Origin of the sequence: Paraburkholderia sp. J41 (assembly GCF_905220235.1) — a bacterium.
Lineage (GTDB): Bacteria > Pseudomonadota > Gammaproteobacteria > Burkholderiales > Burkholderiaceae > Paraburkholderia.
On sequence record NZ_CAJMZE010000025.1, the window covers coordinates 45062 to 60485 of the forward strand.

A 15424-nucleotide genomic window follows, 5' to 3' on the forward strand; every position below is an offset into this window, starting at 1 on the left:
TCCCTCGCGATGGAGATCGTGGTGATCGGCCACGGCATGGTGGGCCACAAGTTTCTCGAGAGCCTTCTCGCCGAGGGCGGCCCCGCAGTGCGCGTGACCGTGCTGTGCGAGGAACCGCGCCCCGCATACGATCGCGTGCATCTCTCCGAATACTTCGCGGGCAAGAGCGCCGACGATCTTTCGCTCGTCGCGCCCGGCTTCTTCGAGCGCGACAACGTGCGTCTCGTGCTCGACGCGAAGGCCACGTCGATTGATCGCACGGCGCGCACCGTCACGGTCTCCAACGGCGAAACGCTCGCCTACGACAAGCTCGTGCTGGCCACGGGGTCGTCGGCGTTCGTGCCGCCCATTGCCGGCAACGATCGCGCCGATTGCTTCGTTTATCGCACCATTGCCGACCTCGAAGCGATGCAGGCGCGCGGCGCGAGCGCGAGAACGGGCGTGGTGGTCGGCGGCGGCTTGCTGGGCCTCGAATGCGCGAAGGCGCTGCGCGACATGGGCTTGACGACGCACGTGGTGGAATTCGCCCCGCGCCTCATGGCCGTGCAGGTGGACGACGACGGCGGCCGCATGCTGCGCGGCAAGATCGAAGCGCTTGGCGTGAGCGTGCATACGCAGAAGAACACCACGGCAATAGTCGATGGCGAAAGCGCCGCTAACCGCATGCAGTTCGCCGACGGCACGCATCTCGAAGCGGACATGATCGTGTTTTCGGCCGGCATTCGTCCGCGCGACGAAATCGCGCGCGCGTGCGGGCTCGCCGTTGGCGCGCGAGGCGGGATCGTCATCGACGATCAATGCCGCACGAGCGATGCGAACATCTACGCAATCGGCGAATGCGCCTTGTGGCAAGGGCAAATCTTCGGCCTGGTCGCGCCGGGCTACGAGATGGCGCGCATCGTCGCGAAAGCGCTGGCGGGCGAGGCCGCGACGTTCGCGGGCGCCGACATGAGCACCAAACTCAAGCTGATGGGCGTGGACGTGGCGAGCCTCGGCGACGCGCACGGCAAGACGCCGGGCAGCCGTTCGTACCGTTATGCGGACGAGCGCCGCGAGGTCTACAAGAAGATCGTCGTGTCCGATTGCGGCAAGAAGCTGCTGGGCGCGGTGATGGTGGGCGACGCGAGCGAATACGGCACGCTGCTGCAAATGATGCTCAACGGCATCGAGCTGCCCGAAGCGCCCGAATTCATGATCCTGCCGCAAGCCGACGGCAAGGCGAAGCCCGCGCTCGGTGTGGAAGCGCTGCCCGACGGCGCGCAAATCTGCTCGTGCAACAACGTCTCGAAGGCGCAAATCTGCGCGGCCGTGCGCGAGGGCGCGACCACCATCGCCGCGATGAAGGCAGGCACGTGCGCGGGCGCGTCGTGCGGCGGCTGCGTGCCGCTCGTCACGCAGGTGATGAAGTCGGAAATGCAGCGCCAGGGCCTTGCCGTCAACAATCATCTGTGCGAGCACTTTCCCTATTCGCGCCAGGAGCTGTATCACCTCGTGCGCGTGGAAGGCATCAAGACCTTTGGCGAACTGCTCGCGAAGCACGGCCGCGGTCTGGGCTGCGATATCTGCAAGCCGGCCGTGGGCGGCATTCTCGCTTCGTGCTGGAACGAATTCGTGCTGAAGAAAGAGCACGCGAGCTTGCAGGATTCGAACGACTACTACCTCGCCAACATTCAGCGCGACGGCACCTATTCGGTCGTGCCGCGCATGGCGGGCGGCGAAGTCACGCCCGACGGCTTGATCGCCGTGGGCCAGGTCGCGAAGAAATACGGTCTCTATACGAAGATCACGGGCGGCCAGCGCGTGGATCTCTTCGGTGCGCGCGTGGAGCAACTGCCGTTCATCTGGGAGGAGCTGATCGGCGCGGGTTTCGAATCGGGCCATGCCTACGGCAAGGCGCTGCGCACCGTGAAGTCGTGCGTGGGCTCGACGTGGTGCCGCTACGGCGTGGGCGATTCCGTGGGTTTCGCGATCGACCTGGAGAACCGCTACAAGGGCTTGCGCGCGCCGCACAAGATCAAGTTCGGCGTGTCGGGCTGCACGCGCGAATGCGCGGAAGCGCAAGGCAAGGACGTGGGCATCATCGCCACGGAAAAGGGCTGGAATCTGTACGTGTGCGGCAACGGCGGCATGAAGCCGCGCCATGCGGAACTGCTCGCGTCCGACCTCGACCAGGCCACGCTCGTGCGTTACGTCGACCGCTTTCTCATGTTCTACGTGCGCACGGCCGACCGGCTGCAACGCACGAGCGTATGGCGCGACAACCTCGAAGGCGGCCTCGACTATCTGATCGACGTGATCGTGAACGACAAGCTCGGTCTCGCGGCGGAACTCGAAGCGGAGATGCAACTCGTGGTGGACACCTACGAATGCGAATGGAAGAAGGCCGTGACCGATCCCGCCACGCGCCGCCGCTTCCGTCACTTCGTCAACAGCGACGCGGGCGACGCGAACGTGACCTTCGTGGAGGAGCGCGGGCAGATTCGTCCGGCCACGCCCGAGGAACGCGCGAGCGCGCCGGCGCGTTACGAAGCGCTCGACGAGATTGCCGTGGTGGTCGAAACCGCTTGATGCGATAGCCGATAAGAGAGGAATCCGAAATGATTGCAGAGCGGAATGGTACGCATAACGGTACGCGTAATGGGGAGTCGTGGGTTCCGGTGTGCCGGCTCGACGACATCGTGCCGAACACGGGCGTATGCGCGCTCGTGAAGGGCGAGCAAGTGGCCGTGTTTCATGTGGACGACGGCCGCGGCGCGGGTCAGGGCAGCGTCTACGCGATCGGCAACTACGACCCGAACTCGCAGGCGGCCGTGCTCTCGCGCGGTTTGATCGGCAGTCTGGGCGAACGCATCGTGGTCGCCTCGCCCATCTACAAGCATCACTTCGACCTTGCCACGGGCGAATGCCTCGAAGCGCCCCAGCATTCGGTGTGCGCGTTCGCGGCGCGCGTGCAGGACGGCCAGGTGTGGGTGGCCGCTTGACGCGATGAACGGCGCGGTGAACGGCAAGGTGCGCGGCGCGTGAGCGCGGCGCTTTCCGAGGTTTGGCGGCGTTTGGCAGAAAGCGATCGACGGCATGAGCAGCAAGAGCGTAAAGAGCGTGTGTCCGTATTGCGGCGTGGGTTGCGGCATGATCCTGCACGTCGAGGACGGCCAGGTCATGAAGATCGCCGGCGACCCCGAGCATCCGTCCAACTTCGGGCGGCTCTGCACGAAGGGCACTTCGGCGCACGTCGCGCTGCGCAAGTCGGGGCGGCTCGAACGCGCGTTCGTGCGGCACGCGCGCGACGAAGATCCCGTGCCGCTGCCGCTCGCGCAGGCGATCACCGACACGGCGCGGCGCCTGCGCGCGACGCTCGACGCGCATGGCCCCGACGCGCTGTCGTTCTACGTGTCCGGGCAGATGTCGATCGAGGCGCAGTACCTCGTGAACAAGCTCGCCAAGGGCTTCGTGCGCACCAACAACATCGAGTCGAATTCGCGCCTGTGCATGGCGAGCGCGGGCAGCGGCTACAAGCTCTCGCTGGGTGCGGACGGCCCGCCCGGTTCGTATCGTGATTTCGATCGGGCGGACCTGTTCTTCGTGATCGGCGCGAACATGGCGGACTGCCATCCGATTCTGTTCCTGCGCATGATGGACCGCGTGAAGGCAGGCGCGAAGCTGATCGTCGTGGACCCGCGCCGCAACGCGACGGCCGACAAGGCTTCGCTGTTCTTGCAGATTCGCCCCGGCACCGACCTCGCGCTGCTCAACGGCCTGCTGCATCTCCTGCACAAGAACGGCCATACCGACGCGAACTTCATCGCTCAGTACACCGAAGGATGGGACGCGATGCCCGCGTTCCTCGACGATTACACGCCGGAAAACGTCGCGACAATCACGGGTCTGGCCGTGGACGACATTCGCCGCGCCGCGCAATGGATGGGCGAAGCGCCCGAGTTCATGAGCTGTTGGACCATGGGCCTGAACCAGAGCACGCACGGGACATGGAGCACCAACGCGATCTGCAACCTGCATCTCGCGACGGGCAAGATTTGCCGCGAAGGCAGCGGGCCGTTCTCGCTCACGGGCCAGCCGAACGCCATGGGCGGCCGCGAAATGGGCTACATGGGCCCCGGTTTGCCGGGCCAGCGCACGGTGCTCTCCGAGGACGACCGCGCCTTCGTCGAACGACTGTGGGACGTGCCCGCGGGCACGCTGCCGCAAAAGGTGGGCGGCGGCACCATCGACCTGTTCTCGCGCATGAGCGCGGGCGAGATCAAGGCGTGCTGGATCATCTGCACGAATCCGGTGGCGAGCGTCGCGAACCGGCAGACCGTGGTGGCGGGTCTCAAGGCCGCGGAACTCGTGATCGCGCAGGATGCCTTTCTCGACACCGAAACGAACGCTTACGCCGACGTCTTGCTGCCCGGCGCGCTGTGGGCCGAGGCCGAGGGCGTGATGATCAACTCGGAGCGCAACATGACGCTCATGCAGCAGGCCGTCGAGCCGCCCGGCGAAGCGCTGCCCGACTGGCGGATCATCGCGCGCGTGGCGTGCGAAATGGGTTTTGCCGATGCCTTCGATTACGCGAGCGCGGCCGAGGTGTTCGACGAAATCACGCGCTTCGCCAATCCGGAAACGGGCTACGACCTGCGCGGCGCGAGCCACGCGAAGCTGCGCGAAACGCCGCTGCAATGGCCGATTGCTTCGCGCGACGCGGCGGATCGCAACCCGGTGCGCTATCTGAACGACGGTACGAGTCAAACGCTCAAGCTGCGCGAGGACGGCACGCGCCCGCGCATCGCGTTCGCCACGCCGCACGGCAAGGGCGTGTTCTTCGCGCGCCCGCACGTCGCGCCCGCCGAGTTGCCCGACGGCGCGTTCCCCATCGTTTTCAACACGGGGCGGCTTCAGCATCAATGGCACACGATGACGAAGACGGGCAAGGTGCCGATGCTCAACAAGCTCAATCCCGGCCCGTTCGTCGAGATTCATCCCGAAGACGCGGCGCAACTCGGCATTGCCGCGAAGGACCGCGTGGAAGTGCGCTCGCGGCGCGGCCGCGCGGTGCTGCCCGCCGTCATCACGGAGCGCGTGCGCCCCGGCAACTGCTTCGCGCCGATGCACTGGAACGATGTGTACGGCGACGAGCTTTGCATCAACGCGGTGACGAGCGACGCCGTCGACCCGATCTCCAGGCAGCCCGAACTCAAGTTTTGCGCGGTGTCGCTCGCGCGCGTCGCACCGCAAGCGCTCCCTGACGCGCCCGCGCAAAACGATGCCGATGCCGATGCCGATGCCGATAGCGGTGTCGCCGCGCAGGAAGCGCTCGCCGCCAATCCGTCTCAGGAACACGACATGTCCCGTATCGACGCCTTTTCGACGCTTCTCGGCCTCGACGCCATCGCCGCGCCGCCACTGGACGAAACCGAGCGCCAGTATCTCGCGGGCTTTGTCGGCGGTCTGCGCTCGCTGAAAACGGGCGATGCCGCGGGCGTGCCCGTGCTGCCCGCGCACGCGCCGTTCGCGCCGGCCACGCGCGCGTGGGTCGACGGATGGCTCGCGGGCTTGTTCAGCCGCGCGGAAAGCGCCGCGCACGTGTCCGCCGCACCGGCCGCGCCCGCGGTGCTGACCGGCGCCGCCGCAACGCTCGCCGACGAGAAGCCGCAAGGCGTGCGTATCGCGCATACGCGCCCCAAGGTCGTGCTGCTGTGGGCGTCGCAAACGGGCAACGTGGAATCGCTCGTGGAGTTGTACGCCACGCATCTGATGCAGTCCGGCTTCGAGATTCGCACCGCCTGCATGGCCGATTATTCGCTCGCCAGCCTCGAAAAAGCGCAATACGCGCTGCTGATGACGAGCACGTTCGGCGACGGCGACGCGCCCGACAACGGCGAGGCGTTGTGGAGCGCGCTGGCGGCGCAAGACGCGCCGCGTCTCGCGTCGCTGCGTTTCGCGGTGCTCGCGTTCGGCGACCGCAACTACGACCAGTTTTGCGGCCACGGCCGCCGGCTCGACGCGCGCCTCGAAGCATTGGGCGCGACGCGCCTGATGGAACGCACCGACTGCGACAGCGAGTTCCAGCCCACGGCCGACGCATGGCTCGAACGCATCGTCGCGCGCATCAAGGAAGAGGACGCCGCGCTGCACGCGGTGCCCGCCGACGGCGCGATTCCCGAACTGCTGCCCGGCTGCGCGGCCACCAAGGCGCGCCCGGCCACGTCGCGGTTGTTGCGCAACGTGCGCCTGAACATGCAGGGCGCGACCAAGGACACGCGCTATTTCTCGCTCGCGACCGGCGAGGCCGGGCTCGAATACGAAGCGGGCGACGCGCTTGGCGTGTGGCCGACCAACTGCCCCGCGCTCGTCGAAGAACTGCTCGACCTCACGCGGCTTTCCGGCGAGACCGCCGTGAATGTGAGCGGCCACGGCGAGATGCGGCTTGCGGATGCGCTGGCCAGGCACTACGAGATCGCGCGCCCGAACCCGGACGTGCTCGCGTTCATCGCTTCGCGAACGCGCACGCGCGGCCTCGCGGAACTGCTCGACGAATCGCGCAAGACCGATCTGCGCAACTGGCTCTGGGGCCAGCAACTCGCCGACGTGCTTCACGAATATCCCGTCGATGTTTCGGCATCCGAACTATTGGGTTTGTTGAAGCGTTTGCAGCCGCGTCTTTATTCGATTTCGTCGAGCCCCAAGGCGCACGCGGGCGAAGTGCATCTGACCGTTTCGGCGGTGCGCTACAACAACGGCAGGCGCGAGCGCAAAGGCGTGGCGTCCACGTTTCTCGCGGATCGCGCCCACGCGGGCAGCGTGCCTGTGTTCGTGCAAAAGAGCACGCACTTCCGCCCGCCGCGCAACGGCGCCACGCCGATGATCATGGTCGGCCCCGGCACCGGCGTGGCGCCGTTTCGCGCCTTCCTGCACGAGCGCCAGGCGCGCGGCGACACCGGACGCAACTGGCTGTTCTTCGGCGAGCAGCACGCGGCCACCGACTTTTATTACCGCGATGAACTGGAAACGATGCAGCGCGACGGCCACCTCGCGCGGCTCGATCTCGCGTTCTCGCGCGACCAGCGCGAGAAGGTCTACGTGCAGGACCGCATGCGCGAGCAGGGCGCGCAGCTATGGTCGTGGCTGGAAGACGGCGCGCATCTCTACGTGTGCGGCGACGCGAGCCGCATGGCGAAGGACGTGGATGCGGCGCTCAAGGACGTGGTGGCGGCGCACGGCGGCATGAGCGGCGAAGCGGCCGGCGAGTACGTCAGCGGGTTGGCGCGGGACAAGCGCTACGTGCGTGACGTCTACTGATATCGACTCCGGCGCGGCGTGCCGGCGTGGCGCTGCTGTGCCGCTCCTCGCCGAGCGCGGCGTAATGGCCGTCGCTCGCGTTTTTCGCCGATTAGTCAGGCTCAGCGAGAGATAGGGGCATTCGTCCCGGGCCTTTCGCGTCTGCGATTTGTCAGGCACAGATATTGCGAAATGAGCGTCATGTCATTGATGCCTTCAGTCATGCGCATGTTTTAAAAGAGGTCGAGTTCGGCGTGATGGCCTGCTTTGAATTGTCACTTTGAATTGTCAGTCAGGCAGCGTCGATCTAAACTTCTTGAGGGAGATGGCATTCCTCCCCATAACCGCCCTTCGGGGCTAATGATGCCTACAGGCCTGGGAAACGGCACTGTAGGCTTGCGCGTGGAGCGCGCTACCCTCTCTGTCTGCGCCGTGTGACGGTGCGTCCCGGTTTTCAGCCACTCTAGCCGGCCCGTTTGGGCAACTGGCTAAGCGCGTTCGCACGCGCGAACGGTGAGCGGGATACGAGATGGAATTCCACAGCATCCTTTTTGCATTGCCCGAAGACGGCCCTCCTTCCGGGGACGTCGCGGAGCCGCACTTCTTTGGCGACCTCAACCTCGATCAGTTTGTGGTGGATGTCACGCGCGGATTCGAGGAATACGATCTCGCGCCCTTTTTTCGGGCTGAATTGGGCCGATGTAGCGCGATAACCTACCGGCACGAGGTCATGCAAGACCTCGATAAACATGAAGTGTTGGCTGCGGTACAGGCATTTGCGCTTTCCATGAGAAAAATGCGCGCGTGTCTGGATGAAGCAAAGCGACTTTATTACGGGCGACAAAAGCAATGGTGGTTTCTCGAAGCGGCCTCGCGATATTGCCAGGGCGTTCAGGCATTGCTTGTTGCATTGCAAGCCGCCCGTTGCCAATCGGGAGGGATGAGCGCTTTCATTTCATGGTTGAGCGCGTACGTCGAGTCTGATCCCTTTACAACCCTCAAAGAAGAATTCGATGAGGTGAAAGCCGCGTTGGCCGGCGTGCGCTATTGCATTCATCTTCACGGAAGCGCCGTCACAGTGCTCAACTATGAAGATGAAGAAGACTACGGCTCCTATATATTGCGTACCTTCGACCGCTTCAAGCAGGCAGACGTCAAGGATCACAGCGTCAAGCTGAAAGATTGGCCGGAGATGAATCATGTCGAGGCGCAAATTCTGGACTACGCGGCGGAGCTTGATCCACGTCCGTTTGCGCTTCTCGATGCATTCTGCACCGGCCATTCAGGATTTATCGACGCGAAGATCGCGGCATTCGACCGTGAAATCCAGTTTTACGTGGCCTATCGAAGTTACACACAGCCATGCCGCGCCGCCGGACTTTCATTCAGCTATCCCGTCATTTTGGAAACGAGCAAGGCTGTTCGCTGCGAAAACACCTTTGACCTGGTGCTGGCTCACAAGTTATGTGCGGAAAGCGTCGCAGTAGTCACCAACAGCTTTTATCTTGAAGGCCCCGAGCGTGTCTTTGTCGTGTCCGGGCCGAACAACGGCGGCAAGACCACATTTGCGAGAACGTTCGGCCAACTCCATTTTCTGGGGCGTTTGGGCTGCATGGTGCCGGGACAGGAGGCGCGGCTCTTTCTTTACGATCAGCTCTTTGCACACTTCGAGCGCGAGGAAAATACCCATGATCTGCGGGGAAAGCTACAGGACGATCTGATTCGGATGCACGACATTCTTCAGGCCGCGACTTCGAAAAGCATCATTCTGATGAATGAAATCTTCAGCTCGACAACGCTTGCAGACGCACTGTTTCTTTGTCGCCGGATCATCGGCGAGATCATGAACCGTGATGCGTTGTGCGTGTGCGTGACCTTTATCGAGGAGCTTGCGCGACTGGGGACGCAAACCGTGAGCATGGTGAGCGAAATGAACCCCGACAATCCGTCGATGCGCACCTTCCGGGTCCGCAGACGTCCCGCCGACGGCCGCGCATACGCGGTTTCCGTTGCCGAGCAATACGGTCTGACTTATGAACGCATCAAGGAGCGCGTCATATCATGAAAGTTTATTTGCTCTATGAGGGAAGCGATTTTCCGTGGCGTCGCGACGAGTTCTGGAACGAGAAAACGCTGAGCCAGGACCTGGAATTACCGACGATCTACAACGCGATGGCGGCAGGCGACGAATACCTTTACGACATCGTGAGTCAGGTCGTGCCTTTGAGTCTGGTCGATGTCGAGGACATACTTTACCGGCAAGCGGTTCTCAAGGACTGTATCGCACATGAGCCGGTCGTCAGGCAGTTATACGACATCGCGGTTGAGGCTCTGGTCGTGGAGAAAAAGGGTTTTTACTGGGGACTGACGGCTTCGCCAACCAGCGTATTGCACAGCGCACGGGATCTGGTTCACGCGTTTCTAGACTTACTGGCAAAGTTGCGCCGCATTGCAGACGACAACATCGGACAATTTCAGTCCGCGGGATTCCGACGGTTCTTCGGCATGATACAGGGGGAGCTAACCGACGACTATTTCGTGACCATCGCGCAATGTTTGAAGGACCTGAAGTTCAACGACGGCGAACTGATGAGCGCCAGACTTGGACAGGGAATGAAAGGCGAGCATTATGTCCTGCGCAAACCCCACGAGAAAGATCCCAATTTTTTCAAACGGCTGTTTGCGAAAGGACCGCCGTCCCGAACATTTCATATTCCAGATCGCGACGAAAATGGCGCTCGCGCGCTCGGCGAACTTGAGGCTCGCGCGATCAATCAGGTGGCGAGCGCACTTGCGCAATCCGCCGATCACATCAAGAGTTTTTTTTTCATGCTGCGGGCGGAGCTTGGTTTTTATACGGGATGTCTGAATATGCGCGACGCGCTTCAGCGCCGTGGCATGTCGGTGTGCTTTCCTTTGCCGAGCCCCGTTGGCGAACGGAAGTGCCGATATCGGCAACTTTACGACGTCAGTCTTGCGTTGCGGCTGGAGCAGCCGCCGGTGTCAAACGATGCGGATGCGAACGGCAGCGATCTTATCGTGGTGACAGGCGCGAACCAGGGAGGGAAGTCGACGTTCCTGCGCAGTATCGGCATTGCCCAGATAATGCTTCAGGCCGGCATCTTCGTCGGCGCCACCGAATTTGAGGCTAACGTCGCGAAGGCCATCTTCACGCATTACAAGCGCGAGGAAGACGCGAGTATGCAAGGCGGAAAGTTCGACGAGGAACTCCGGCGCATGAGTGAGATAGTCGATCATATGGTCGAGAACGGACTGTTCCTCTCGAACGAATCGTTTGCGTCGACTAATGAGCGTGAAGGGTCTCAGGTCGGGCGGCAGATCGTGGATGCTTTGCTAGACCGCCACGTCAAGGTGGTGCTTGTGACGCACCTCTTTACGCTTGCCAGGGCGCTCCATGAAGAGGATCGCCGCGCAAAATTTTTCTTGCGCGCGCAGCGGCAGGACGACGGAACCCGAACGTTCAGACTTCTGGAGGGGGAGCCGTTGCAGACCAGTTTCGGCGAGGATTTGTACAGACAGATTTTCACCGATTCGCGGTTCGCAGAGAATTCCGGGTCTTTGGAAAATCATGAACTGCCTCAAGTCGATGGGGCATGAGGTTGCTAGACGGGCAAAGCGACGCCGCGCTCATCAGGTGCAAGCTCGCACGTTTCGTAAGTGACTGCGCTTGCGGTGGCGAGTGGGAATCGCACGTGCTACACTGAAAACAGGAGATGGCATTCCTCCTTGTTCAAACCGCCGGCATTTGCCCGGCTAATGATGCCTACGGTTCCTGGGTTCAGGAGGTCGTAGGCATTCTCAAGGCATCCTCGGCATCCTGCCACCCAGATTTGATCAATCTACGAATCTGGTTTTTCATGCGACTAGGTCTTTTTCAACACCGTGGCGGGTGTGGCGCAGTTGCGCGCCTGCATTATCCGTCGAGGTTTGCCCACAGGGCGGTTTGCTCCGCAAAACGGAGGCCCCAATGAAGGGAAGCCAACTTACGCTCTATGCGGCAAATCAGAGTCATCGCGTCGAGCACATGACCGTGGTCGACTGGCTGATTGAGGAAGCCGGGCGAGCCGGTATTGTGGGTGCGACGGTTGTCGAGATATCGGAAGGCGTGGATGCGAGGGGCAAGCTTCACGCCGCGCGCTTTTTCGAATTGGCCGACCAGCCCGTCGCGGTGACGTTGATTGCCGATGACGCAAAAATCGACGCACTGCTTGGGCGGTTGCAACCAGGAGGCGTTCGTCTGTTTTATACGCGCGCACCTATCGAATTCGACACGCTTGGAACACTGGGAGAAGCCTGATGGATTTCAACGCAATTCCCGTCGGCGACGATGTCCCGCTGGAAGTCAACGCCATCATCGAAATTCCGGCGCAGAGCGAGCCGGTGAAATATGAGGCGGATAAACAGCTTGGGCTTCTGCGCGTCGACCGCATTATGAGCGCCGGAATGCGCTATCCCGCGAACTACGGATTCATTCCCGGAACGCTCGCACGGGACGGCGACCCGCTGGACATTATCGTGATCGCGCCGTTTCCGCTGGAACGGCTATCGTTGATCGCCTGTCGCCCGGTTGGACTGATGAACATGACCGACCAGGCCGGCCCTGACGAAAAAATCATTGCCGTGCCGGTCGACGGCGTGTGTCCCTCCACGCGCGGCGTGACCGAACTCGAGCATGTGGGAGATTACACACTCAACCAGATCCAGTTTTTCTTCGAAAATTACAAGAAGCTCGAACCCGGAAAATGGGTGCGTTTCGAAGGATGGGCCGATATCGATGCGGCCTATCAAGCGATTCGCAATGCGGCTTCGGCGTTTCGTGAGACACATGTCTGAATACGCATGTCCTGAGTCGCCGGTGGCCAGCCTTCTTGCTGCATGACGCTGGCCATCGCCGACCAATGACGAAGATAACGGGAGTTGCGATGAGTCGTGCAGTCATAGACCGGGTGTGCGCAGACGAAATCCTGGATTCGCGAGGCAACCCGACAGTCGAGGTGTCGGTCTCGTTGTCGAACGGTGTGACGGCGAGTGCGTCGGTGCCCTCGGGGGCTTCGACGGGGGAATTTGAAGCTGTGGAGTTGCGGGACAAAAATCCCGAACGGTACGGCGGAAAAGGCGTGCTGACCGCCGTTCAGCACGTCAATGAGGAAATCGCTCGGGCGCTCGTCGGCATGCGGGCTGACGAACAGCGAGCCATCGACGCAACGCTGATCGAGGCGGACGGGTCGGAGTCGAAGAAGGTCCTGGGCGCCAATGCGATTCTCGGTGCATCCCTCGCGTGCGCGAAGGCCGGCGCGATGGAGAGCGGGTTGCCGCTGTTTCGTTATCTCGGCGGGGCCAACTCGCATGTCTTGCCCGTGCCGATGTTCAATGTGCTCAACGGCGGCAAGCATGCGCATCAAGGCCCCGATATTCAGGAGTTCAAACTGGTTCCGTTTGGCGCACCGACGTTTCGTGAGGCGTTGCGATACGGCGCGGAAACGTATCACGCCCTCGGCGCGGTGCTGGCCGACGCCGGGCTGTCCACCAACGTGGGAGACGAGGGGGGCTATGTGCCGCAATTGCCCTCGAACGTCGCCGCGCTCGAACTCATTTTGCGGGCCATCGAGCGGGCGGGCTATCGGCCGGGAGAGGACATCGCAATTGGAATCGATCCGGCCGCCAGTTCGTTTTACGTCGATGGTCGTTATCGCCTCACGCGCGACCAACGGATATTGACATCGAGTGAAATGATTGATTTTTGGGCCGACTGGGTAACGCGGTTCCCGCTCGTGTCGCTGGAAGATCCACTGGCGGATAACGACTGGGCAGGGTTTTCGGCATTGACGCGAGAACTGGGAGAGCGCGTACAGGTAGTCGGTGACGACCTGTTCGTGACCAACAGCAAGTTCCTGCAACGAGGCATCGACGAGCATTGCTGCAACAGCATCCTCATCAAGCTCAACCAGATAGGAACCGTGACGGAGACGCTCGACACGGCGCAGCTTGCATTTTCCGCCGGCTATACGTGCCTGGTCTCGCATCGTTCAGGGGAAACCGGCGACACCAGCATTGCCGATCTGGCCGTTGCTTTGGGCTGCGGCCAGATCAAGGCCGGTGCGCCCGCACGCGGCGAACGCGTCGCCAAGTACAACCGGCTGCTCGCGATCGAGAGAATGCTAGGCGACGATGCCCGCTTTGCAGGACGTGGCGCTTTTCGTCAGCTCGACCGCCGCTAGCGAACCGAAAACGGAAAATAGGGGATGCACGTATAACAGGCGAAGCGGCATTGGATTCGCATGACAATTCCGTTGGGCGCAAAGGCCGCTTGCGCGGGCGCGATGCTCTTATGCGCGTACGTCGCTGCATCGCAGCAAGAGATTTCGCTGCTTTCGTACACTAGAATGAATGAGTCGTTTGCGGCTTCCGAAGCGATCTTCGTCGACGGCGGCCACCGTTGTTTGGAGGAGGCAGATATGGACGGTTATCAGCTTACTTTCTACACCGAACAGAATCGCCGCCACGGTCATCACACGGTTACGGAATGGCTGCTGCATGAAGCGAGGCAACTGGGCATTCATGGGGCAACGGTCATCAACTGTGCGGAGGGCACGGGACATGCGGGAACGCATCACGCCGCGCACATGCTCCGGCTGCTCGATCAACCGGTTCAGATCATTCTCGCTGTCACGCAGGACGAAGCCGAGCGAATGCTCAGTGCCGTGAAATCCGCGCACGTACACGTTTTTTATACGCGCTCGCCCGTGGAATTCGGTTTGATCGGCGACGACGGGCATGGCGATGCGCGGAAGCATTTCTCTCTCTTTCACCCGCGGACGCACTAGCAGAGATTTGCGGGCTTGCATGTGGTGGGAGGTTTCCTATACTCCAGCCACAAGCACGTGGAGATGGCATTCTCCCTTAACCGTCGCGCGAGGCTTGCGCGTCTGATGATGCCTGCCAGACCCCGGGAGCCGGGGCCGGCAGGCATTTGGCCGGCTCGCGTTCATGAGCATCCCGGGCACTTCGATGCCTGAAAAATACGAAGAATATGGGATGCAAGCGCACATCGTCATGGCCGTTTTCCGTCTGGCTTGATTGCCTTCGCGTTGCGTCGGTTCGGCGCGATGCGCGTCGTTGCGCTTATGGCGTGTCTCAGTGCGTCGTTCGAGACGAACGAGCGCAGCAAGGAGGCTTGCCATGACGGCGCGCGCCATCCTTCTCCAGATTGCTCAGGTTCTCACCGTTCTCGTTCTTTCCCCGCTTCTTCAGGGCGCGATCCTGCAATGGGAGGAGCGAATCCGGCGCGGTCGCGGGCCCGGCATCTTTCAGCCTTACCGCGATCTGCGCAAGCTGTTTTGCAAACAGCTCGTGGTGCCGGAAACCGCCTCGTGGATTTATTGGTGCGCGCCCGTCGTGGCGTTCACCTGCATGATGACCGTGCCGATCCTGATACCTGTCCTCACCGACTTTCCGCTCCCGCTCTCGGATATGGGCGACATTCTGGGCGGCGGTCTCATTCTGACCCTGGGCTCGTTCGCCATTGTTCTTGCGGGCCTGGATTCGGGAAGCGCCTATGGCGGGATCGGTTCGAGCCGCGCGGTGATGCTCGGCATCCTGGCCGAGCCGACGCTGATTCTCGTGCTGGTCGGCATCACTTTGCTGGCGAAGGCCATGCTGCCGTTTGTCGTCAACCATTTGCTCGTGCAGCAGCCTTCGGTCTACTGGAGTCCGGCTCATCTCTTTCTCGTGTTCGCGTTTTTCGTATTGCTGCTAGTGGAAACGGACCGCCTGCCGATTCATTCCAGCACGCACATCGAGGTCTACATGATCGAGGAGGCCCGTATTCTCGAGTACTCCGGCCCGCTGCTCGGTCTGCTGAAGTGGGCGTCGATGATGAAGCAGTTCATTCTTTTCACGATCTTCTGCAATGTGCTCACGCTGCCGTGGGGGCTCTCGAAGAACGGAACCGTCCTTGGCGCGCTGGGTGCGGCGGCGGGCCTCATTGCGCGCATGCTGGTCGTGGCGCTCGTGGTCGTACTGGTTGAAACGTCGCAGTCGCGCCTGCGCTTTTTCCGTTACCAGGAGCCGCTGGCCGCATCGTTCATGCTCGCGGTCCTGGCCATTGCCGCAAACCAGTTACGGTGAA

At 62.1% G+C, this 15424-nt stretch carries 10 protein-coding genes and 3 riboswitches; all 10 genes read left to right on the top strand.

Going from position 1 to position 15424, the window contains the following annotated elements; all coding sequences use genetic code 11:
- The first annotated feature begins 9 nt into the window (after window positions 1–9).
- Complete coding sequence (gene nirB, locus U5805_RS22870) at window positions 10–2568, top strand: nitrite reductase large subunit NirB (RefSeq protein WP_322105815.1); 2559 nt, start codon at window positions 10–12, stop codon at window positions 2566–2568.
- A gap of 29 nt (window positions 2569–2597) precedes the next feature.
- Entirely contained in the window at window positions 2598–2981 is a 384-nt protein-coding gene (nirD, locus tag U5805_RS22875; protein ID WP_322105784.1) for a nitrite reductase small subunit NirD, read from the top strand.
- A 94-nt stretch (window positions 2982–3075) separates the two neighbouring features.
- A complete protein-coding gene (locus U5805_RS22880; protein ID WP_322105785.1) occupies window positions 3076–7296 on the top strand; it encodes a sulfite reductase subunit alpha in 4221 nt (1406 codons plus the stop codon).
- Between the two features lie 291 nt (window positions 7297–7587).
- Window positions 7588–7652: riboswitch (Fluoride riboswitch) on the top strand.
- A 152-nt stretch (window positions 7653–7804) separates the two neighbouring features.
- On the top strand, window positions 7805–9340 hold the full coding sequence (locus tag U5805_RS22885) for a MutS-related protein (protein ID WP_322105786.1): 1536 nt from the start codon (window positions 7805–7807) through the stop codon (window positions 9338–9340).
- The gene (locus U5805_RS22890) at window positions 9337–10893 is read left to right on the top strand and encodes a MutS-related protein (RefSeq protein WP_322105787.1); all 1557 of its coding nucleotides are present in this window, start codon (window positions 9337–9339) and stop codon (window positions 10891–10893) included. The genes U5805_RS22885 and U5805_RS22890 overlap by 4 nt, the downstream gene beginning before the upstream one ends.
- A gap of 103 nt (window positions 10894–10996) precedes the next feature.
- A riboswitch (Fluoride riboswitch) is annotated at window positions 10997–11069 on the top strand.
- Between the two features lie 194 nt (window positions 11070–11263).
- Window positions 11264–11593: a DUF190 domain-containing protein gene (locus U5805_RS22895; RefSeq protein ID WP_322105788.1), complete on the top strand. Its 330-nt coding sequence runs from the start codon at window positions 11264–11266 to the stop codon at window positions 11591–11593.
- Window positions 11593–12129 (top strand): inorganic diphosphatase, encoded by a 537-nt coding sequence (gene ppa, locus U5805_RS22900; RefSeq protein ID WP_322105789.1) that lies wholly within the window; start codon window positions 11593–11595, stop codon window positions 12127–12129. Before U5805_RS22895 ends, ppa begins: the two co-directional genes overlap by 1 nt.
- An 89-nt stretch (window positions 12130–12218) precedes the next feature.
- Window positions 12219–13514, top strand: a complete 1296-nt coding sequence (gene eno / locus U5805_RS22905) for a phosphopyruvate hydratase (RefSeq protein ID WP_322105790.1) — start codon at window positions 12219–12221, stop codon at window positions 13512–13514.
- Between the two features lie 237 nt (window positions 13515–13751).
- Window positions 13752–14120 (top strand): DUF190 domain-containing protein, encoded by a 369-nt coding sequence (locus U5805_RS22910; RefSeq protein WP_322105816.1) that lies wholly within the window; start codon window positions 13752–13754, stop codon window positions 14118–14120.
- A gap of 50 nt (window positions 14121–14170) precedes the next feature.
- Window positions 14171–14242, top strand: a riboswitch (Fluoride riboswitch).
- Window positions 14243–14475: 233 nt separating this feature from the next.
- A complete protein-coding gene (locus tag U5805_RS22915; RefSeq protein ID WP_322105791.1) occupies window positions 14476–15423 on the top strand; it encodes a respiratory chain complex I subunit 1 family protein in 948 nt (315 codons plus the stop codon).
- The last annotated feature ends 1 nt before the right edge of the window (window position 15424 follow it).

Bases quoted from the DNA above. Each gene is read 5' to 3' on its own strand.
- nirB (WP_322105815.1), top strand. From the start codon at position 10: ATGGAGATCGTGGTGATCGGCCACGGCATGGTGGGCCACAAGTTTCTC.
- nirD (WP_322105784.1), top strand. From the start codon at position 2,598: ATGATTGCAGAGCGGAATGGTACGCATAACGGTACGCGTAATGGGGAG.
- U5805_RS22880 (WP_322105785.1), top strand. From the start codon at position 3,076: ATGAGCAGCAAGAGCGTAAAGAGCGTGTGTCCGTATTGCGGCGTGGGT.
- U5805_RS22885 (WP_322105786.1), top strand. From the start codon at position 7,805: ATGGAATTCCACAGCATCCTTTTTGCATTGCCCGAAGACGGCCCTCCT.
- U5805_RS22890 (WP_322105787.1), top strand. From the start codon at position 9,337: ATGAAAGTTTATTTGCTCTATGAGGGAAGCGATTTTCCGTGGCGTCGC.
- U5805_RS22895 (WP_322105788.1), top strand. From the start codon at position 11,264: ATGAAGGGAAGCCAACTTACGCTCTATGCGGCAAATCAGAGTCATCGC.
- ppa (WP_322105789.1), top strand. From the start codon at position 11,593: ATGGATTTCAACGCAATTCCCGTCGGCGACGATGTCCCGCTGGAAGTC.
- eno (WP_322105790.1), top strand. From the start codon at position 12,219: ATGAGTCGTGCAGTCATAGACCGGGTGTGCGCAGACGAAATCCTGGAT.
- U5805_RS22910 (WP_322105816.1), top strand. From the start codon at position 13,752: ATGGACGGTTATCAGCTTACTTTCTACACCGAACAGAATCGCCGCCAC.
- U5805_RS22915 (WP_322105791.1), top strand. From the start codon at position 14,476: ATGACGGCGCGCGCCATCCTTCTCCAGATTGCTCAGGTTCTCACCGTT.